Origin of the sequence: Pseudoduganella sp. RAF19 (genome assembly GCF_052114165.1) — a bacterium.
Taxonomy (GTDB): domain Bacteria; phylum Pseudomonadota; class Gammaproteobacteria; order Burkholderiales; family Burkholderiaceae_D; genus Rugamonas.
Map to the genome: position 1 here is coordinate 135,326 of NZ_JBFREF010000008.1, position 18,017 is coordinate 153,342.

Annotated in this window: 21 protein-coding genes; 15 read left to right on the forward strand and 6 right to left on the reverse strand. The window is 60.8% G+C overall.

Annotation, left to right across the window (positions count from 1 at the left end):
• The first annotated feature begins 97 nt into the window (after positions 1–97).
• Complete coding sequence (locus AB4Z19_RS21540) at positions 98–442, forward strand: hypothetical protein (RefSeq protein WP_442027664.1); 345 nt, start codon at positions 98–100, stop codon at positions 440–442.
• Positions 439–1,776: a hypothetical protein gene (locus AB4Z19_RS21545; protein WP_442027662.1), complete on the forward strand. Its 1,338-nt coding sequence runs from the start codon at positions 439–441 to the stop codon at positions 1,774–1,776. The genes AB4Z19_RS21540 and AB4Z19_RS21545 overlap by 4 nt, the downstream gene beginning before the upstream one ends.
• Here the strand turns inward: AB4Z19_RS21545 and AB4Z19_RS21550 are convergent.
• The 3 genes from AB4Z19_RS21550 to AB4Z19_RS21560 form a co-directional block, all read right to left on the reverse strand.
• Positions 1,766–2,065 (reverse strand): KGG domain-containing protein, encoded by a 300-nt coding sequence (locus AB4Z19_RS21550; protein ID WP_442027660.1) that lies wholly within the window; start codon positions 2,063–2,065, stop codon positions 1,766–1,768. The genes AB4Z19_RS21545 and AB4Z19_RS21550 overlap by 11 nt on opposite strands.
• 107 nt (positions 2,066–2,172) lie before the next feature.
• The gene (locus AB4Z19_RS21555; RefSeq protein WP_442027658.1) at positions 2,173–2,691 is read right to left on the reverse strand and encodes a hemerythrin domain-containing protein; all 519 of its coding nucleotides are present in this window, start codon (positions 2,689–2,691) and stop codon (positions 2,173–2,175) included.
• Positions 2,692–2,749: 58 nt separating this feature from the next.
• Positions 2,750–3,766, reverse strand: coding sequence for an NADP-dependent oxidoreductase (locus AB4Z19_RS21560; RefSeq protein WP_442035945.1), 1,017 nt, complete (start codon positions 3,764–3,766; stop codon positions 2,750–2,752).
• Between the two features lie 125 nt (positions 3,767–3,891).
• On the opposite strand from AB4Z19_RS21560, the gene purU reads away from it, so the two are divergent.
• The 7 genes from purU (at position 3,892) to AB4Z19_RS21595 (ending at position 8,539) form a co-directional block, all read left to right on the forward strand.
• Entirely contained in the window at positions 3,892–4,761 is an 870-nt protein-coding gene (purU, locus tag AB4Z19_RS21565) for a formyltetrahydrofolate deformylase (RefSeq protein WP_442035946.1), read from the forward strand.
• A gap of 9 nt (positions 4,762–4,770) precedes the next feature.
• Positions 4,771–5,307, forward strand: a complete 537-nt coding sequence (locus AB4Z19_RS21570) for a YaeQ family protein (protein ID WP_442035947.1) — start codon at positions 4,771–4,773, stop codon at positions 5,305–5,307.
• 133 nt (positions 5,308–5,440) lie between these two features.
• Positions 5,441–5,815: a hypothetical protein gene (locus AB4Z19_RS21575; RefSeq protein WP_442035948.1), complete on the forward strand. Its 375-nt coding sequence runs from the start codon at positions 5,441–5,443 to the stop codon at positions 5,813–5,815.
• A gap of 341 nt (positions 5,816–6,156) precedes the next feature.
• Complete coding sequence (locus tag AB4Z19_RS21580) at positions 6,157–7,107, forward strand: MBL fold metallo-hydrolase (RefSeq protein ID WP_442035949.1); 951 nt, start codon at positions 6,157–6,159, stop codon at positions 7,105–7,107.
• A 283-nt stretch (positions 7,108–7,390) separates the two neighbouring features.
• Positions 7,391–7,789, forward strand: coding sequence for a VOC family protein (locus tag AB4Z19_RS21585; protein WP_442027598.1), 399 nt, complete (start codon positions 7,391–7,393; stop codon positions 7,787–7,789).
• A complete protein-coding gene (locus AB4Z19_RS21590; protein WP_442027599.1) occupies positions 7,776–8,162 on the forward strand; it encodes a YybH family protein in 387 nt (128 codons plus the stop codon). The genes AB4Z19_RS21585 and AB4Z19_RS21590 overlap by 14 nt, the downstream gene beginning before the upstream one ends.
• Positions 8,162–8,539: a VOC family protein gene (locus AB4Z19_RS21595; RefSeq protein ID WP_442027600.1), complete on the forward strand. Its 378-nt coding sequence runs from the start codon at positions 8,162–8,164 to the stop codon at positions 8,537–8,539. Before AB4Z19_RS21590 ends, AB4Z19_RS21595 begins: the two co-directional genes overlap by 1 nt.
• Positions 8,540–8,552: 13 nt before the next feature.
• Here the strand turns inward: AB4Z19_RS21595 and AB4Z19_RS21600 are convergent, their stop codons facing one another.
• Positions 8,553–10,097 carry a lysozyme inhibitor LprI family protein gene (locus AB4Z19_RS21600; RefSeq protein ID WP_442035950.1) on the reverse strand — a complete coding sequence of 515 codons (1,545 nt, stop codon included), beginning with the start codon at positions 10,095–10,097 and terminating at the stop codon, positions 8,553–8,555.
• A gap of 102 nt (positions 10,098–10,199) precedes the next feature.
• Between AB4Z19_RS21600 and AB4Z19_RS21605 the strand changes: the two genes are divergently transcribed.
• From AB4Z19_RS21605 to AB4Z19_RS21625, 5 genes are read left to right on the forward strand one after another with little or no spacing between them, the layout of a single operon-like run.
• On the forward strand, positions 10,200–10,928 hold the full coding sequence (locus AB4Z19_RS21605) for a M48 family metalloprotease (RefSeq protein WP_442027602.1): 729 nt from the start codon (positions 10,200–10,202) through the stop codon (positions 10,926–10,928).
• 19 nt (positions 10,929–10,947) lie between these two features.
• A complete protein-coding gene (locus tag AB4Z19_RS21610) occupies positions 10,948–11,373 on the forward strand; it encodes a DUF2946 domain-containing protein (RefSeq protein WP_442035951.1) in 426 nt (141 codons plus the stop codon).
• A 33-nt stretch (positions 11,374–11,406) separates the two neighbouring features.
• Positions 11,407–11,853 carry a copper chaperone PCu(A)C gene (locus tag AB4Z19_RS21615; protein ID WP_442029602.1) on the forward strand — a complete coding sequence of 149 codons (447 nt, stop codon included), beginning with the start codon at positions 11,407–11,409 and terminating at the stop codon, positions 11,851–11,853.
• 11 nt (positions 11,854–11,864) lie between these two features.
• Entirely contained in the window at positions 11,865–12,314 is a 450-nt protein-coding gene (locus AB4Z19_RS21620) for a YcnI family copper-binding membrane protein (protein WP_442029600.1), read from the forward strand.
• Between the two features lie 9 nt (positions 12,315–12,323).
• Positions 12,324–14,558 carry a TonB-dependent receptor gene (locus AB4Z19_RS21625; RefSeq protein ID WP_442035952.1) on the forward strand — a complete coding sequence of 745 codons (2,235 nt, stop codon included), beginning with the start codon at positions 12,324–12,326 and terminating at the stop codon, positions 14,556–14,558.
• Positions 14,559–14,561: 3 nt separating this feature from the next.
• On the opposite strand, the gene AB4Z19_RS21630 is transcribed toward AB4Z19_RS21625, so the two are convergent.
• Positions 14,562–15,329, reverse strand: a complete 768-nt coding sequence (locus AB4Z19_RS21630) for a head GIN domain-containing protein (RefSeq protein ID WP_442027900.1) — start codon at positions 15,327–15,329, stop codon at positions 14,562–14,564.
• 226 nt (positions 15,330–15,555) lie between these two features.
• On the opposite strand from AB4Z19_RS21630, the gene AB4Z19_RS21635 reads away from it, so the two are divergent.
• Positions 15,556–16,668 carry a type IV pilus twitching motility protein PilT gene (locus AB4Z19_RS21635; RefSeq protein WP_442035953.1) on the forward strand — a complete coding sequence of 371 codons (1,113 nt, stop codon included), beginning with the start codon at positions 15,556–15,558 and terminating at the stop codon, positions 16,666–16,668.
• A 63-nt stretch (positions 16,669–16,731) separates the two neighbouring features.
• Here the strand turns inward: AB4Z19_RS21635 and AB4Z19_RS21640 are convergent, their stop codons facing one another.
• Complete coding sequence (locus tag AB4Z19_RS21640; RefSeq protein ID WP_442027897.1) at positions 16,732–18,015, reverse strand: c-type cytochrome; 1,284 nt, start codon at positions 18,013–18,015, stop codon at positions 16,732–16,734.
• Positions 18,016–18,017: the final 2 nt, after the last annotated feature.

The window sequence follows — 18,017 nt, forward strand, 5'->3', positions numbered from 1 at the left end:
ACCACCTTCCTGTCAGGTTGAGGGATCAACCTTTGAATTCTACGCCTTTTGGTATCAGGGTAATTGACCGAAATTTAAGCTGCGGTAGAATCGCCACATGGGACCTTTCCGCCTTCTCTGCTTGTCGGCAGCGCTGCTCGCAAGCGCCCCTGTGTGGGCGGCGGAGCAGCACGTCAGCTTTGAAGTAAGGCAGCAGCGCATTGCCAATCCGGCGCCCACGGTGCGCGTGACGCAAGGCGATACGCTGGTGCTGGAACTGCGCAGCGATGCGGCGCTCGATGTGCACTTGCATGGCTACGATGTGCCGCTGTCGCTCAAGCCCAACACGCCGGGGCGTATGAAATTGATGGCGAATACGCTGGGACGCTTCCCGCTGGCGACGCACGGCGCCGGCCATCGCCACGGTCCCACGCTGCTTTATCTGGAAGTCGTGCCGCGATGAAGCGCTGGCTGCTGGCAGCCATCGTCCCGCTCCCTGCCTTTGCGCACGGCTTCGGCCAGCGCTTCGATTTGCCGTTGCCACTCTGGATGTTCATGGCCGGCGCCGGCGCCACCGTCGCCGTGACATTCGCACTGCTTGCCGCGCAGCGCCGGGCGGCGCCGCGAGAGCCAGGCCAGGCGACCATGCTGATGCGGATTCCGATGGCAGGCACGCTGGCTGCGGCCGCACGGCTGATCGTGTTGCTTCTGTACTTGCTGGTGCTCTTCGCTGGATTCTTCGGCGTGCAAAGTCCCATCAAGAATATCGCGCCCGCGATGATCTGGGCGATCTGGTGGGTCGGCATGGCTTATCTTTCCGCCCTCGTTGGCGATGTGTGGGCGGTGGTGAATCCACTCGATACGCTGTATCGCTGGGCCGCCGCCGATCGGCCCGGTAAGCTGGCGTGGCCGCAGTGGCTGGGCGTGTGGCCCGCCGCGCTTCTGTTCTTCGTGTTCGTGAACATGGAATTGAACTGGGAGGGCAGCGAACAGCCGGCAAGCCTGGCGACGGCGATGCTGGTCTATTCGGCGTTCACCTGGCTGGGCATGTATCTGTTCGGACGTGGCACATGGCTGATGCATGGCGAAGTATTTGCCGTCGTTTTCGGCTTGCTGGCGCGGTTTGGACCGAACGTCGTGCAGGAAGGGCGCTGGCAGGTGCGCCCATTCGGCGCCGGACTTCTGGTTGATCGCCCCGTCGGCTGGTCGTACATCGCGCTGGTGATGCTGATGCTCGCTTCCGTTAGCTTTGACGGTTTGATGGAAACGCAGGCTTGGTTAAATCTTCAATCGCGCATGCCGCTCCCTCCCGAGGGCGCGCGTGCATTGGCGCTGTTCATGTTGCCCTCGCTGTTCATGCTGGTTTATCTGGCCGTATGCCGCGCCATCGCCTGGTTCGGCGGTGGGGCACCGCTGACGGCGACGGCGGGGTGGTATGTACTCACCCTGGTGCCGATCGCGATCGCCTATCACTTTTCGCATTATCTGTCGTTCCTGGCGATGGCGGTGCAGTACCTGATTCCTCTGGCATCCGATCCGCTGGGACTGGGATGGGACCTGTTTGGCACGGGGCTTTACTTCATCCGCCCCGGCATCGTCGATGCGCGCATGGTGTGGTATGTGTCGCTGTTCGCAATTGTCGCGGGACACGTCGCCGCCGTCTGGCTTGGTCACCAGACGGCATTGCGCCAATTCGGCGCTCGGGCTGCGCGCAGCCAGCTACCGATGCTGGCCCTGATGGTGGCCTATACGCTGCTTAGCCTGTGGATCATCGCCCAGCCCATCGTCAACGGTTAGCTTTTTCCTCCTTGCTGTCGGCCTGACGGTTGCCGCGGGCTGATTGCCGGCTTTCTCCCCCTTTGCGTCCGATTTCCGCCATGTGCTCGCGGTTCCGGCTGACGGCTTCGCCGCCTTTCTGGCCGGCCCGGCGGGCTTCTTCGGAATTGAACTCGTGCGCCGTCCCTTTCTGATGGGCGGCCTGGCCGCCTTTGCTGGCGATTTGACGCTGCGTCGATTCGTCCATGGCGGCGAAACCGCGCTTGGCCTTGGGTTGTTGCGTATTGCTTTGTTCCTGGTCGCCCATCATCCACCTCCCAAAACTAGGAATCGATCCGGAGCTGACGTCCGGCCCTGGAACGGCAGTGGCCGTTCTGATGGGTTGGAGAGGTGGCGGCGGGCGAAGTTCCGTCTTTTTTATGCCCCGGCCTGGCCCACGGCGGATTGCTCACCGGCGGCCTCGCTGCTGGCGCTACTGCGGACGGGAACGGCGCCCAGTTCGTGCTCCAGTTCTTCCTTGCGGTCCTGCATTTGCGCGCCCAGCTCGGCAAGGTCGGCGCCGCTGGAACGGGCTTTGGGGAACATCTCGGATTCTTCTTCCTGTACGTGGTGGTCAATGGCGGCGCGCAGTTTGGCGACTGTACTGTCCACCTCGTTATCTTCGGGCTTCATGTCGCGCAGCTGTTCGATCAACTCCCTGGCCTGGGCATGCTCTTGCAGCGCTTCGTCGACCAGCTGCTCGTCGCCCGTTTCGGCGCGCACGGCAGGGTAGAAGAGCTCTTCTTCGATATTGGTGTGGATGGTGAGTTCAAGGCAGATCTGGTGGGCGATGTCCAGCTTGAAGCCCTTGTGCGAGGGATCGCAGCGCTCGTATTCGCGGAACAGCTGCTTTACCTTGTCGTGGTCGGCAGTGAGTAGGGCAATTGCATCAGTCATGGTTCGGCTCCTTTCAGTCGGTTAAATGCCGCGCAAAAAGAGCCGAGGATCAGGTGGGTTATTGATCAGCCACTTGGAGGATGAGCTTGCCGAAGTTTTTCCCTTCGAACAGCATGTTCAGTGCAGGCACAAAATTCTCGATGCCGCGCACCACATCTTCCTTGCTCTTGATCTTGCCTTCCTTCAGCCATTTGCCGAGCGCGGCAGCGGCGACGGGGTAGCGGTCCGCATAGTCGAATACCACCATGCCTTCCATGCGCGCACGGTTCACGAGCAGGGAGAGGTAATTGGACGGACCCTTGACGGGGGTGGTGTTGTTATATTGAGAGATGGCGCCGCAGATAACGATGCGTGCCTTCATATTGATGCGTGTCAGGACTATATCCAGGATGTCGCCACCAACGTTATCGAAGTATACGTCAACGCCATTTGGACAGTGTTCCTTCAGGCCGGCGCGCACGTCGCCGTTCTTGTAGTCAATGCAGGCATCGAAGCCGAGCTCGTTGACCACCATATCGCACTTGTCCTTGCCGCCGGCGATACCGACCACGCGGCAGCCCAGTTGCTTGGCAACCTGGCCCACCGTCTGGCCTACGGCGCCGGCCGCGCCGGACACAACCACGGTTTCACCCGAGCGCGGCTGGCCCACTTCGAGCAGGCCGAAGTAAGCCGTCATGCCCGGCATGCCCAGCGTGTTGAGCCAGGTCGGCAGGGGCGCGAGCGATGGCTCGATCTTGTACAGCGCGGCCGAGCGGTCATCCGCGGCGCCGAGCCAGTATGTCTGCACGCCGAGTCCGCCGGACACGTGATCGCCCACGGCAAACTTGGCCGACTTCGACGCGACCACGACGCCGAGGCCGCCGGCGCGCATCACTTCGCCGATCTGGACTGGACGGATGTAGGACTTGGCATCGTTCATCCAGCCGCGCATGGCCGGGTCGAGCGAGAGGTAGAGGGTTTTGACGAGCACTTCGCCATCATTCAGTTCGCGCACGGTTTCGGTGGTGCGTTCGAAGTCGCTTTCCTTGGTCATGCCGACAGGGCGGGCGGCCAGGCGGAATTGGGCTGTCTCCATCTGTTGTTTTCCTTGTGGTTGGGTGTGGTGGAAAGACTATACCTGAAAATAATACGAACGTGCTATTTCCGGATTTTCTGTGGTTCATGCGACAATAGACGGCTCACCTATTCGAAAATGCGGCCATGAACCATCCAGAATACATCCTCACGCTAGCCTGCCACGATCAGCGCGGCATCGTCCATCGCGTTTCCGGATTCCTGGCTGAGCACGGCTGCAACATCATCGACTCGGCCCAGTTCGGCGACCCGGAAACCAAGCGCTTCTTCATGCGCGTGCACTTCGCCCGCGAAGATGCGGCCATCACCGACGCGGATCTGCGCGCGGCGCTGGCTTCGGTCGGCGAGGCGATGGGCATGGAAATCGAGCTGCACGATGCGGGCCGCAAGCCGCGCGTGATGCTGATGGTGTCCAAGATCGGCCACTGCCTGAACGACCTGCTGTTCCGCTACAAGAGCGGGCTGCTGCCGGTCGAGATTCCGGCGATTGTGTCCAATCACATGGACTTCTACCAGCTGGCGGCCAGCTACAACATCCCGTTCCATCATCTGCCGCTGGCGGCTGGCGCGCCGGAGACGGCCAAGCAGGCGCAGGAAGCGCGCATTATCGAGCTGCTGGATTCGCATCAGATCGATCTGGTGGTGCTGGCGCGCTATATGCAGATTCTGTCGCCGTCGCTGTGCGCGCAGCTGAAGGGCAGGGCGATCAATATTCACCACTCCTTCCTGCCCAGCTTCAAAGGCGCCAAGCCTTACGCGCAGGCGCATCAGCGCGGCGTGAAGCTGATCGGCGCTACGGCACACTTCGTGACCAGCGACCTGGATGAAGGTCCGATCATCGAGCAGGACGTGGAACGCGTCGACCACTCGATGAGTGCAGAAACCCTGTCGGCCATCGGCCGCGATGTCGAATGCGTGGTGCTGGCGCGCGCGGTGAAATGGTTCACCGAACACCGCGTGCTGCAGAACGGCCACCGTACTGTGATTTTCAAGTAAATTAGTTTCATGGCTCTCAAATCTACAATCTACAAAGCAGAACTCTCCATTGCGGACATGGACCGCAATTACTACGGCACACACTTGCTGACCCTGGCGCGCCATCCGTCCGAAACGGACGAGCGCCTGATGATCCGCATCCTGGCCTTCGCCATCCACGCCGATGAGGCCTTGGTGAACGCCAAGGGCATTTCCGATACCGAGGAACCGGACCTGTGGCAGATGGACCTGACCGGCGCGATCCAGCTGTGGATCGAAGTCGGCCAGCCGGACGAACGCCGCCTGCTCAAGGCCGCCGGCCGTTCTGAAAAGGTGATGGTGTATTCGTACAGCTCCGCCTCGCACGTGTGGTGGAAGCAGATCGCTTCCAAGATCGACCGTGCCAAGAACGTCAGCGTGGTCAATATCGACGCCGATGTTTCTGCCGCACTGGAGAAGATGGCCCAGCGCACCATGCAGCTCCAATGCACGATCCAGGACGGCCAGATCTGGCTGACCGATGGCGAGACAACTGTCGAAGTGCCGCGCGAAGTCTGGAAGGCTTAAGCGCGAACGCCAGCGCTCGATTCAATCTCCTCCACCGACGGGACGCATTAGATTGCTTCCCGTTTTTTCTCCGTGATAATATTTGCAAAAACAGCAATTTCGCATGCGCTTATAGAGCCCCGGAGTCCTCACATTGTCCCCAGATAGCAAAGTCATCTTTATCTTTGTTGCCTTCACCGTCGCTGCGGGCGTTATCCTCTACTTGCCGTTCTTTCTGTGGTTCGCCTGGAAGAGGCGGCAGCACCGCACGGAGATCCGTACCGAAATTCGACTGACGAAGACTGGCTGGATACTCTCCATACTGCTCGTCACATTGATGTTCGGTTTGCTCGCGACCGCGAAGCTTGCGCCGGAAAGTTTTGTTGGCTCGATTTTCGATGCAGTTGGTGAATGGACGGTCATAGGCGCTCTCTTTGTCGTAGAGGTGGTTGTTGATCTCGTGTTGCGCAGCCTGGGATTTCCTACCTCCTATCGTAAGGTCGTGTTGCCGCGCCCAAGCTCTGTATAGCGCCGCCGAACAACCACGTCAGCAAGCAATATTATGGATAGGCCGAATCAAGATAAACACGCAAAGTCGACGGTGCCTTTCTTGGCTATCGCTTGTGGAGCCGTCGCAACCTTTATCACGGCTGGAGTCGTATCGTGGCTCACGCCAGACGGTAATCTTGTTGTGACGCTGGTGCCAGCGCTGGTCGTTGGTCTGGCGGTATTCGGCTTGGCCTTGTGGCGAATCCGTCGTGGTAAGTCCTCTAGTTCCCAGTGACAAGTGCAAGGAAATGGCGGCGGACGCTTGGCGACGCCGCAAATGGCCGTTTGGATGTCCCAACTGCTTAGAAAGAGGGGAGTGGAATGGCAACGATCGCTACATTGGCACTGCTCATGGGATTAGGCGCTACGCCGGCCGCGCAAGCACCTTACACCTTCATTGAAGGCAAAGTGCCGGAGGACGTGCAGCCCGATGGGAACTCAATCGTGTTCGAAGGGCCGAAGGAATTGGTGGTCATCGATACAGGCCGTCATCCGGAGCACACGGACAAGATCATCGCCGTGGCCAAGGCGCGAAACAAGCCGATCACTGCCATCATCAATACGCATTGGCACCTGGATCACTCGACCGGCAACGCGCGAATTCGCGCTGCCTACCCCGGCGCAAGGCTTTATACGAGTACAGCCGTGGAGAGCGCGCTGAAGGGATTTTTGATCCGTAATGCCGATAAGGCCAAGGCGCGGTTGGCAGATCCGGCCGTGCCGGAGGCGAACAAGGCTGATACGCGGCTGTATCTGAATGCGATCAGTGATCCTGCCAATCTGATTCCCGATCATCCCGTCACTGGACCAACGTCGATTAAATTGGGCGAGCGCGAGCTACGGCTGCATCTGGCGAAATACGCTGCGACCGAGGGCGATGTCTGGGTTCACGACCCGAGCAGCAAGACCGTATTCGTCGGCGATCTGGTGGTCGTGCCGCTGCCGTTCTTCGATACCGGCTGCGCTGAAGGCTGGCGCCAGGCGCTGGCCGAGATCGATCAGCTTGACTTCCAGACCCTCGTGCCGGGCCATGGTCTGCCGATGGACCATGCCATGTTCTCGACTTACCGCCACGCGTTTGATGCGTTCACTGCGTGCGCTGAGAGCAGCCAGCCTACTGCAAGCTGCGTTGCGACATGGATGCAGCAGGGCGCGCCTTTCGTCGCTATGCATCCGGATGCCAAATACACGGAGGAGGCGTTGACCTATTATGTCGATCAGGTCCTGCGCGTGCCGGCTAAGCGCAAGGAATACTGCGGCGAGCAAACGTGAATGCATTGCGCTGGATTGCTTACTGCCTCGTTGGCCTTCTGCTGTGCTGTGGGCTCGGCGCGCTGGCGTTTGATGCGCTAGTTGTGCGGCCGGACAGACTCGACGTAGCGCAGGCGGCAAAGCTGGTTGCCATCGCTTATGCGCCATCCGCGTACCTTGACAGCCCGGAGCGGCTGGCGCGTCGCACTCGGTACCTGTTGTCGCTGTCGTCGCAGTGATGCTAATGTGGGGTTATCGGGCTTAGAATACGCGGGTTCAATGCGACAAGTTTAAGGGAGTCCAAGTGCCTGCCATCGGGTTTAGCCATTACAACTTACGCGCCGCAAGGGCGATGCTTGACGAGTTGCGCGATTTCTACAGCGACGTGGTTGGCCTGGAAGTAGGGGCGCGGCCGCCATTTCGCAGCTTTGGCTACTGGCTTTATGCCGGAGGCCAGGCTGTCTTGCATTTGTCCGAAGCCCGTCCTGGTGAAGAGCGGGTGGCCCAGCCGCAAGGGACATTTGACCATGCTGCTTTCAGCTGCACGGGTCGAGCGGCATATGAGCATGAACTTTCGCGGCGGGGCATCAGGTACAGAGTTGGCGTCGTTCCGGAGACGCAGCTGGTTCAGATTTTCTTCAACGACCCGGCAGGGAACGGTGTGGAACTTAACTTTGAAGAGGCCGCCGATGGAAGCCGATGAACGCGCAGTCTGCGAAGTACACGCCACCTGGATCAAAGCCGTCAATGCAGGCGATCTGGCGTGCTTGCTGACATTGCTGATGGACGACGCCGTCCTTATCGGCCCGGGCCAGGCGCCAATTGGCAAGAACGAATTTTCGGCCAACCTTCCGGCAGCGCATCAGAAGAATTTTATCGACTGTGTCAGCGAGCTGGAGGAGGTCGTGGTGGCAGGCGATGTCGCATACACACGGGCGCGCGACAGTTTGACCATATCGCCGCGCGCAGGCGGCGATACGATGCGATTCGCCGGATACCGCATGACTGTTTACCGCAAATTGCAGGGCGGCCGCTGGCACCTGGCCCGCGATGCCCATACTCTTCAGGAGATCTAATGTTTGACCACGTCAAATTCGGCGTCAGCGACTTCGCTGCCAGCAAAGCGTTCTACCTCAAGGCTCTCGAACCGCTCGGTATAGAGATCGCCGGGGAAGGCGTGCCGACTTACGGCATTGAGCTGATTCGTCCGAACTGCAATACTTCCTTGTGCCTGTTCCAAACCGACGAGAAGCCGGCGCATCTTCATTTGGCTTTCGTCGCGGAGAACCGCCAGCAGGTTGACGCCTTCCATCGCGCTGCATTGGAAGCGGGCGCCAAGGACAATGGCGCGCCGGGTCTGCGTCCGAACTACAACGCGAACTACTATGCCGCGTTCGTGATTGGTCCGGACGGCCACAATATCGAAGTAGTGTGTCAGCAGCCCGAAGGCTGAGCTCCCGAATTGATCAGGGCTTGTATTGCATATCGGGCGGCACAAGATAGCGCGTGCCGTCGAAGGTAAGCGGTACGTCCCGCGTTACGGCCGGCTTGCTGGCCGATTCCTGAATAGTCTCGTGAACGGTCAGTTTGGCCGAACCCTCGCTGACCGGTTTCAGATCCGTCAGATAGCGAAGGCGCATCGCGCCGCTCTGGCCGAAGTTGGCAAGCAGATTGTCGAGCACGGGTACCAGCTTGTCGCCATCTTTGCGAAGGACGGTGGCGACAGCATAAATGCGATTGCCTTGTTCGATGAAGGTCAGGACTTCTACGCCGTTGACACCGGGCGCCAGTGGGACTGGCTTGTCCATCAGGCGCACTTCGGTGATCCTGCCGCCATACGGCTGATTGCGCAGATAGCTGGCCATGAGCTTACCGTCGCCGATGCGGCCCAGGATAACCAGGAGGGTGTCAGCTTTTCCTTTAGTCAGAGCCGTCGCGAGGACTACCTGTTTCTTATTGCCCGGCACCGTCTGACAGGCGAATTTCACGTTCTCATGGACGGTGTGGCCCATGCCTCGAACAGTCTCCCACAGCTCTTCTTCGCAGTAATCGCTCTTCCGGTCCTTTTCCACGCTGACGCGCTGCCACTTGCCGTTCTTCCAGGCGTTGGTGATGGTCAGGTCGTACTTTTCGTCGGATGCGGAATCCAGCACCAACTGACGCACTGGCACGGGCTTATTGTTCACCACGTTGTGCCACTCTTTGTAGTGAATGCAGCAGCCGCTCTTGCTGGTGGTGACCAGCTGATTGCCTTCGACGTCGATAGAGTTCAGCGAATCGAGTGACAAGAGTGTGAAAGCGGGGCTATGTTTGAAGGCGGCGTCACTCTCGTTCAGGAAAATGTCATAGCTGGGCTGCGAGTAGGGACCGCTGTTCCCCGTCTGGATAGCGAAATCGAGTTTGCCGTCCAGGTTGTAGTCCATTCCATTGATAACCCCGCCGTAGTCGTACATGGCGTTGGAGTTGGCCAGCGGTTTGCCATCGGGGATGTGCATACGGATGTCGGGGACGGCGATGGTCTGCAAGACCTGGCTTGAATCTTTGTGCGTGATCTGCACGAGGGCGGGACCGGTGCATTCGTCCGCGGCCTTACACTGCGTTAGCAGGCGGATGGTGAAGACGTGATCCGGCAGAATGCCCGGCAGCTCGAAGTGCTTTGCCGAGGTATCGGGCTTTTGCACCGCGTTGGTAAGCAGCGTGATGGTATTGATGCGCAGCTTGTACATCTCGGCCAGGCAGGCTTTTGGCTTATCCGCGAGCATGCACTCGCCGCGGCTTGCGTTCCATTCGCGCTGGCTGGTGCGGACAAGGGCCGTGTCGGCGGATGTGTTGAGCAAATCGCGATACGTTGTGGCGAGTTTGTCGTCCAGAGCGGACAACGCCTTGTCTTCGCAAATCGCTTTTTCGTAATTCTGTTTGGCTTTGCTGCAATCGAAGCCTGCGGCGGAGGCGGGAAGGGCGGCGGCCAATAACAGCGCGGCCGTAATTTGGTAGCGTAGGGATGTCGTCATATGATGGCAATTGTATTGCTTTTTATTTACTGCATGGTTGCCATGGGGACACAAAGGAAGACCTCCATACCGGTGTCAGCTTGTTGTCTCGCTGTCCTCCTGATGCTGGTTGAGGGAGCCGCGCAGGCGGTGACGCAGGATCAGGTGATGGCGGGCTCGGCGAGGCTTTATCGCGAACGGATTGAAGAGCTGCGCAGCGCGTATCGGCTGGATGACGATGCCCGCTTTGGCGCGCGCGTCGAGGCTGTGGCGCGGCCCTTGATTGAGCAAGCGAAGCGCGAGTTTCCCGAATCGGCGGATTGGAACTGGGAGTTGCATACGACCACGGACGGTGATGCCAACGCCTTCGCCATGGCAGGCGGTAAGCTGCTGGTGAGCCGCGCCTATGTTGTGGACCTGGGGCTGAATGATGCGGAGCTGGCGATGCTGCTGGCGCACGAGATCATGCATGCCGTGCTGCGGCACAATCTGAAAGAGTTTGATGAGGCACTGAGGCTGGAGCCGAAGTGGGGCGAGCGGCCATACGCGGAATTCGAGCACGCGATCGACAATGACAATACCCTGATGCGCAAGCTGGCCGGCTTCAACGCGGCGCAGGAAGAGGAGGCTGACCGCGAGGGGATGCGCTTTGCGGCGAGGGCCGGGTGGCCGCCGATGGCCCTGGCCGGCTACTACCGCAAGCTGGCGCGCAGCAGCGATAACCCGAATTTCGACAGTTTCGCCCATCCGGCGCCAGCGCGGCGTTGGATAGCGGCCAGGGAGCTGGCCCAAAAACTGGCCGCTGAGCAGGATGAGGCGGCAGGCCGCAGCCCGCAGCGTGCCGGCCGTTGAGCAGGTATAATCCTCCGCCATGCGTCTGAAATCGACAAAACGGCTGGCTTTCATCTGGCTCGCGTGCTTCGCGGTGCTGCTGAACGCGCTCGCGCCGACGATTTCGCATGCGATGGCCTTCGCCAAAGGCCATCCGCGCGTGTGGGAGATCTGCCTGAATGACGGCACCCGCCTGCGTGGCACCGGCGAGCTGGATGCCGCCACCTTCCTGGCGCTGACCGATCGCAGCAAGCCCGCGCGTGCCATCACGGGCATGCAGATGGACATGGAAGATTGCGCCTACTGCCTGCCGCATGCAGGCAGCACCGGCCTGCCGCCAACCGACGCACCCCCGTTGGTGCACCATGCGGCGCCCGCCCTGCGTCCACTGCTGTTCTACCAGTCGCCCGCACCGTTGCAGGTGTGGTCGACGTCCAACCCGCGAGGTCCGCCCGCGCTCTCCTGAATTATCCGACTAACCTCAATTCAGGAGAAAACAATGAACAAGCATTTCCTCGCGTTCGCAATGTCGATCGCTTTTGCCGCTTCCGCAAGCGCGCAAGTTACCGTCAAAGACCCATGGATTCGGGCCACCGTGCCCGCAGCGAAAGCCTCTGGCGCTTTCATGCAGTTGCAATCGGCCCAGGACGCGCGCCTGGTCGAAGTGCGCACTCCAGTCGCCGATGCTGAAATCCACCAGATGAAGATGAAGGGCGACCGTATGAATATGGCGCCGGTCGATGGCGTCGATCTCCCGGCAGGCAAGCCGGTGGCGCTGGCGTCCGGCGGCTACCACGTGATGCTGATGCAGTTGAAACGCCAGCTGAAAGAAGGCGAAACCGTGCCGATGACCCTCGTGGTCGAAAACAAGAAAGACAAGAAGCGCACCAACGTTGAAGTGCAGGTGCCGGTCAAACCGCTGGGCTACAGCCCCGCGCAGCACTGAAAGGCCACAACATGAAACGCATTCTGATCGCCGCAGCTGCGCTGCTGGCCACGTCGGCACACGCCCACATCACGCTGGAACAGAAAACCGCTACCGCCGGCAGCTACCAGAAGCTGACCTTCCGCGTAGGCCATGGCTGCAAGGGCAGCCCGACGCGTGAAATCACCGTCACACTGCCGGAAGGCGTCAACGGCGCCAAGCCGATGCCCAAGCAGGGCTGGCAAATCAAGACTACGCCGAACAGCGTGACCTGGACTGGCGGCCCGCTACCGGACGAGTATTACGACGAATTTGTGATGCAGGTAAAACTGCCCGCCGACACCGGCACACGCTACTTCAAAGTGGCGCAGGTCTGTGAAAAGGGCAGCGAGGGCTGGGATGAGACCACGCCTGGCGGCAAGAACCCGGCGCCAGCGCTGGAGATTCAGCCTGCCGCGCCGAGCGAACACGCGCACCACTAAGGAGTCCCTATGCAACTGAAATACAAACCGCTGGCAGCGATGCTGGCGGCGATGGGCCTTTCCTGCGCGGCGCACGCGGACCACGTGGTGACCGTGACGGGCGGCCGTCCAACCTCGCTGCCGACGCAGATTCCGACCACGATTGAGGGCATCACTGGCGAGCAGATTGAAGATCGCATCAACGCGGTGGACGCCGAGGACGCGCTGAAATACCTGCCAAGCCTGAATGTGCGCAAGCGCTATGCAGGCGATTACGATCACGCCGTACTGGCCAGCCGCGCCTCCGGCACCGGCAACAGCGCGCGTTCGCTGGTGTACGCGGATGGCATTCTGCTGTCAAATCTGTTGGGCAATGGTGCGACGTTCACGCCGCGCTGGGGCCTAGTGACGCCGGAAGAAATCGAGCGCGTCGATGTGCTGTATGGCCCGTTCTCTGCAGCCTACGCGGGCAGCTCGGTTGGCGCAGTGGTGGACTACCAGACCCGCATGCCGACCAAACTGGAAGCGCACGTGAAGGTCAACGCCTTTGCGCAGGGCTTCGAGCAGTACGCGACGGATTCGCATCATTACGGCCGCCAGGGCAGCGCCTCGCTGGGCAATCGCAACGGCGCGCTGTCGTGGTGGGTGGACGTGTCGCGCCTGAATAGCGATGGGCAGCCGATCGCCTTTGCCAACAAGCTGCTATCTGCGGGCGTCAACAGCACGGCAGGCGTGCCGGTGACGGGCGCGGTGGCGGACAGGAACCCAGCCAACAAGGACTGGTACATCCTCGGCAGCACCAATCAGATTCACACGGTGCAGGATCACGCCAAGGTGAAGCTGGCCTACGACCTGTCGCCGACGCTGCGCGCCAGCTACACGCTGGGCTGGTGGCAGAACGATGCCGTGCGCAGTTCGGAATCCTATCTGCGCGACGCGGCAGGTAATCCGGTCTACAAGGGCGACATTAATATCAATGGCAAGCGCTTCACGTTGCTGCCTTCCGATTTCGCGCCAAGCCGCGGCGATCTTGAGCACATCATGCAGGGCCTCTCGCTGAAGACCCATGCCCGTGGCAGCTTCGACTGGGAAGTCGCGCTGAGCAAGTACGACTACGTGCGTGACCTGGTGCGTACGCCGACCGTGGCGGTGCCGGACCCGGATACGGTAGGGCAGGGCAATGTGACCGATCTGCATGGCAGCGGCTGGAACACGATGGCGCTGAAGGGTAGCTGGCGTCCCGGTGACGGCCACGCGCTGGACTTCGGTCTGCAGCGCGATACGGCCAAGCTGCGCACCCGCGTATTCAGCGGCGCCGACTGGATCAGTGCCGGCGAAGGCAAGACCGTGTCGACCTTCAACGGCAACACGCGATTGACGTCCGCTTATGTGCAGGACACCTGGCGCATCGATGAGGACTGGCGCGCGATGCTGGGCCTGCGCCGCGAGCGCTGGCAAGCTTACGGCGGCGAGTTGACGGGTGTTGGCTTCCCAGAGCGCAGCGAATCAAGCTGGTCGCCGAAAGCAGCCCTGTCGTGGCGGGCGAACGACCACTGGACGCTGAAGGGTTCCACCGGCCGTGCGGTGCGCAATCCGACCGCCTCGGAGCTGTTCCAGGGCTCGATCCTCGATGGGAAGATCATCAACAGCGATCCGAATCTGCGCGCCGAGAAGTCGTGGACCAGCGAGCTGACGGCCGAGCGCCTGACCGCGAAAGGAAGCCTGCGCGCCACGGTGTTCCACGAAACCACGCGTGATGCGCTGTACTCGCAGCCCTTGCCGCAAGCGCCGACCATCAGCACCGTGCAGAACGTGGGCAAGATCCGCACAACGGGGCTGGAAATCTCGCAGCAGGAAGACGAAGTGCTGGTGCATGGTCTGTCCATCAACAGCAGCCTGACCTACGCCGACTCGAAGATCGTCAGCAATGACGCGCTGCCGGCCAGCGTCGGCAAGCGTCAGCCGCGCGTGCCGCAGTGGCGGGCCACCTTCCTGGCGTCCTACCACGTGGGCCAGCACTGGACCACCAGCCTGGGTGCGCGCTACAGCGGCAAGCAATACGGCACGCTGGATAACAGCGATCCGAATGGTTTCACGTACACGGGGGTATCGGATTACTTCGTGATGGATGCGCGGGTGCGCTACCGGTTCGACAAGCACTGGACGGCGTCGGTCGGGGTGGACAATCTCAATAACAAAAAGTATTGGGCCTTCCACCCCTACACGCAGCGTACCGTCAACGCTGAGCTGAAGTACGACTTGTAATGCTTACTGCGGCGCTCCGCTCATGCGGCGAATACTGCCGGACCCCATGATGGATTTGCTGACTTGCGGGTCGCCGTAGTAAGACACATCGCCCGAACCGGCCACGCTCACGGCCAGCGTCTGTTTGGCCCAGACAGTCGCCTGGCCGGAGCCGCCGATGCTCACGCTCACCGCGCGCGCTTGCAACTGGCCGGTGCCGACCTTACCGGAACCGCCAATCGCCACCGTCAAGCTATCGGCATTGCCGCTGGCTTTCAGGTTGCCGCTGCCGCCCAGCGACACCTTCACGGATTCGGCTTCCAGGCCGCGCACATTGATCGAGCCGGAGCCGCCCACGTTGAAGGACATGCGCTGGCCACGCAGACCGTCCGCATCCACGGTGCCGGAACCGCCCACCGAAATATGCTCCATCTTGCGGGCGTTGACCACGATGCGCAGGTTGCGGGAGTTGAATTGCAGCTCCTTGCGCACAGGGCGGATTTTCAGGGTGCCGCCRTCAACCACGGTTTCGATCAGCGGAGTCAGATTATCGTCGGCCTCGATCTGCACACCTTCCGAGCCGCCGAGACGGATTTCCACGGTGCCGGGCAGACCCATTTCCAGGCCGTCGTAGCCGCTCACATCGCGTGACGTTTTGACAATCGTGCCGCTGCCCTGAACGCGTTCACCGGCGAACCAGCCCGGCGAAGCCGACACCTGCGTCAGCGGCGCCACGGCCGCCATCAGGGCAATCGCCAGCACGGATTTGCGCACTGCAGCAGAAAAAGTCATCTCTTGCTCCTTCGAATTCGAATATTTGATGATGAGAATCATAGATCAGGAGCCGCTTCCACGTCTTCCGCTTGCGACAGAGTGCGCTGAACGGGGATCAGAATGCAAACGGGGCGGAATAGCCGGGTGTGAGTGTTGTAGCAACGATGAAAGCTACTTATATCTATTGCGCAAATGAAATAGAATCATGGCAAGCCGCACAAACCACCCGGAGAAAGCAGAGTCCATGGAAAACTCGCAAATTCGCACCCTTTCCTATATCGAGAACGAAGACCACCCGGTATTTGGGACCCTGGTCGAACAGATCCTGCACCTGCTTAACTCCAAACTGGTTTTCAGCGACATCCTGATTCACCAGAATTCGCCCCTGCTGCTGCGCCAGCCGAAGGGCATGGTGGCGGTGACCGACTCCCCGATCACCCGCGAGGAGCTGGAAGAATTCTTCGAGGTGGTGGAGCCGAACTGGCGCGAACGCATCCAGGACCGCGCGTTTGACCGCGCCATCGACCTGCATACGGCGCGCATCCGCGCCAACTGCTTCTCCTTCCAGGGCAAGAAGCGCCTGGGCTGCGTGGTGCGCCGCTTCCCGCGTGAACCGCTGCCGCTGGCGAATCTGGGTCTGCGCACCAACGAAGCCAAATTCGCTCACCTGACCAGTGGTCTGCTGCTGATTATCGGCGACACTTGCCAGGGCAAGTCGACCACCATCGCGTCGATGCTGGACGAGATTAACAAGACCCGCTCCGGCCACATCATCACCATTGAAGATCCGGTCGAAACCCTGATCCCTCAGCGCAAATGCGTCATCACGCAGCGCGAAGTGGGTTATGACGGCGACGTGGAGAGCTTTGACCTGGGCGCGAAAGATGCCTTGCGCGAGCGTCCGGACGTGATCGTGATTGGCGAGATCCGCGATGCGGAAACGGCGCGCGAGGCGCTGGCGCTGGCTGAATCCGGTCCGCTGGTGTTGGCTTCCCTGCATGCGCGCTCGACCGAGCTGGGACTGCAGAAGATGATGCGCCTGCTGGGTAATTCGGAATCGCAGAACCAGGCGCTGGCGCATGCCTTGCGCGGTGTGCTGTGCCAGGCGCTGCTGCCGGCGCAGGATAATGACGGCTACCACCTGGCCACGGAATCGCTGACCGTTCATCCTGAAGTGAAGGAGCTGATCGAGTCGGCGAATTTGTCCGGTATTCGCCAGCTGATGGAGCACAAGGGCGCGGAAGGCTGCCATACCATGAACGCCTCCTTGCGTGAGCTGCTGGCCAAGAAGAAGGTTGGCGTCGACGATGCACGCAACGCCACCACCGATCGCATCGGTTTCGCGGACATGATGTAAAAACCCACGGCGGAAACCAAGTGGCAGGCACGATGTGCCTGCCACTAGCTTTTGCATCAGGTTTTAATCAAGCGGCACGTTGCGGTAGCGGTTCACGTCCGTGCTGTTCACCGGTGGCGCATTATTGCCCCAGGCGCTGCGCAGGTAAGACACCACCTGCGCCACTTCCATATCACTCAGCGCATGGCTGAACGGCGGCATGCCGTAAGGCCGTGGATTGCCTGCAGTGCCCGGCGCAAAGCCGCCATTCAGCACAATGCGAATTGGATTGACCGCCACGTCCATGGTCAGCGCGCGATTACCCGAAAGCGGCGGATAGTGCGGCGCATTGCCTTCACCTTTCTCGCCGTGGCAGTCCATGCACATATTCCTGTAGATCTTCTCGCCGGCCGCCAGATAAGCAATCGCTTCGGCTTCCTTCGAGCGTTCATACTGCGGCTTGCCGTCGTTCTCGGCCGGCAGCGACTTCAGATAGACCGCCATCGCGTGCACATCGTCGTCGGACAGATGCTGCAAGCTCTCGCGCACCACCTCGGCCATCGGACCAAACACGGTCGCGCGTGGCGACACGCCAGTCTTCAGCAGATCCGAGATGTGCTCGACCTGCCAGTTACCGAGACCCGCTTCGGCATCGGACGTCAGCGAAGGTGCATACCAGCCCAGCACCGGAATCAGGCCGCCGGACAAGCTGTTGTCGCTGGCGCCCAGCACATTGCGCGAGCTATGGCAGGCCACGCAGTGCCCCAGGCCGTTGACCAGATAAGCGCCGCGGTTCCAGTCCGCAGGCTTCGCCTTGTTCGCTTCGAAGACGGCCGGTTTGAAGTACAGCGCGCGCCAGACGGCCAGCATCACCTGCTGGTTGTAAGGAAAGCGCAGGGTATGCGGCTCGCTTTTCTTTTTCACCGCAGGCACGGTCTGGAAATAGGCGTACAGCGCATCCGAATCGTCGCGGCTGACAACCGTATAGTTCGTGTACGGGAAAGCAGGGTAGAGCAGGCGTCCATCCCTGGCGGTGCCGTTATGCAGGGCGTTCCAGAAATCGTCGGCGGTCCAGGAACCGATGCCGGTTTCCTTGTCGGACGTGATGTTGGGCGACACCACGCCGCCGAACGGCGTCTGCAAGGTACGGCCGCCCGCATAAGCTGCGCCACCGCGCGGCGTGTGGCAGGCCATGCAGTCGCCGGCTTTCGCCAGATAAGCGCCGCGCGCCACCTTGTCGGCCAGCGGCATGGACTTCGATGCTTCGCTCGGCGGCGGGCCGGCATCGTGCTTGGGCCAGATGAAGCCGACCGCGCCCACAACCAGCAGCAGGAGCACGGCGATGATGATTCGGATTGTTCTTTTCATGG

Bases quoted from the DNA above. Each gene is read 5' to 3' on its own strand.
- AB4Z19_RS21540 (WP_442027664.1), top strand. From the start codon at position 98: ATGGGACCTTTCCGCCTTCTCTGCTTGTCGGCAGCGCTGCTCGCAAGC.
- AB4Z19_RS21545 (WP_442027662.1), top strand. From the start codon at position 439: ATGAAGCGCTGGCTGCTGGCAGCCATCGTCCCGCTCCCTGCCTTTGCG.
- AB4Z19_RS21550 (WP_442027660.1), bottom strand. From the start codon at position 2,065: ATGATGGGCGACCAGGAACAAAGCAATACGCAACAACCCAAGGCCAAG.
- AB4Z19_RS21555 (WP_442027658.1), bottom strand. From the start codon at position 2,691: ATGACTGATGCAATTGCCCTACTCACTGCCGACCACGACAAGGTAAAG.
- AB4Z19_RS21560 (WP_442035945.1), bottom strand. From the start codon at position 3,766: ATGGAGACAGCCCAATTCCGCCTGGCCGCCCGCCCTGTCGGCATGACC.
- purU (WP_442035946.1), top strand. From the start codon at position 3,892: ATGAACCATCCAGAATACATCCTCACGCTAGCCTGCCACGATCAGCGC.
- AB4Z19_RS21570 (WP_442035947.1), top strand. From the start codon at position 4,771: ATGGCTCTCAAATCTACAATCTACAAAGCAGAACTCTCCATTGCGGAC.
- AB4Z19_RS21580 (WP_442035949.1), top strand. From the start codon at position 6,157: ATGGCAACGATCGCTACATTGGCACTGCTCATGGGATTAGGCGCTACG.
- AB4Z19_RS21590 (WP_442027599.1), top strand. From the start codon at position 7,776: ATGGAAGCCGATGAACGCGCAGTCTGCGAAGTACACGCCACCTGGATC.
- AB4Z19_RS21595 (WP_442027600.1), top strand. From the start codon at position 8,162: ATGTTTGACCACGTCAAATTCGGCGTCAGCGACTTCGCTGCCAGCAAA.
- AB4Z19_RS21600 (WP_442035950.1), bottom strand. From the start codon at position 10,097: ATGACGACATCCCTACGCTACCAAATTACGGCCGCGCTGTTATTGGCC.
- AB4Z19_RS21605 (WP_442027602.1), top strand. From the start codon at position 10,200: ATGCTGGTTGAGGGAGCCGCGCAGGCGGTGACGCAGGATCAGGTGATG.
- AB4Z19_RS21610 (WP_442035951.1), top strand. From the start codon at position 10,948: ATGCGTCTGAAATCGACAAAACGGCTGGCTTTCATCTGGCTCGCGTGC.
- AB4Z19_RS21615 (WP_442029602.1), top strand. From the start codon at position 11,407: ATGAACAAGCATTTCCTCGCGTTCGCAATGTCGATCGCTTTTGCCGCT.
- AB4Z19_RS21620 (WP_442029600.1), top strand. From the start codon at position 11,865: ATGAAACGCATTCTGATCGCCGCAGCTGCGCTGCTGGCCACGTCGGCA.
- AB4Z19_RS21625 (WP_442035952.1), top strand. From the start codon at position 12,324: ATGCAACTGAAATACAAACCGCTGGCAGCGATGCTGGCGGCGATGGGC.
- AB4Z19_RS21635 (WP_442035953.1), top strand. From the start codon at position 15,556: ATGGAAAACTCGCAAATTCGCACCCTTTCCTATATCGAGAACGAAGAC.
- AB4Z19_RS21640 (WP_442027897.1), bottom strand. From the start codon at position 18,015: ATGAAAAGAACAATCCGAATCATCATCGCCGTGCTCCTGCTGCTGGTT.